Origin of the sequence: Campylobacter sp. 2018MI13, assembly GCF_018501135.1 — a bacterium.
Taxonomy (GTDB): Bacteria; Campylobacterota; Campylobacteria; order Campylobacterales; family Campylobacteraceae; genus Campylobacter_E.
The window spans coordinates 1-384 of sequence record NZ_JAHCZC010000305.1 but is presented as its reverse complement, the minus strand read 5'-3'; the positions used below and the strand labels follow the sequence as shown (position 1 = coordinate 384).

Genomic DNA, 384 nt, shown 5'->3' with positions numbered 1-384 from the left:
GCTTGAGCCATGACATAGGAGGCAACGTCAGAAGACAGACCGGTCTTGGGACGCAGCTCAGGGACCCAATAAGGGTTTGGCAAGAAGCGGACGTCAAAGACGAGGTCAGCGTCAATCGGGACCCCACGCTTAAACCCGAAGGACATCACCTGGAATGCCAGCCCTTCGTCAATCCCCTCAGCGAAGGCATGGTCGATGCGTTGGGCTGGCTGGCGGGCAGTGATCGACGTGGTGTCAATGCCGAGATCAGCCTCAGCTCGCAGGTCGGACCGCATCCGCCGCTCAAGGGCAACGGCGTCGAGCAGATGACCACCTTGTTGCAGCGGTAGCGGGCGACGGCTGGACTCCTGGCGTCGCACAATCGTCTCATCGGACGCTTCCAAG

General features: G+C 60.9%; 1 protein-coding gene. It reads right to left on the bottom strand.

From position 1 onward, the window contains the following. Positions 1–359: RNase adapter RapZ (locus tag KJQ99_RS11465; protein WP_502756527.1), on the bottom strand; the 359-nt coding region annotated here is incomplete at its 3' end. Between the last annotated feature and the right edge of the window lie 25 nt (positions 360–384).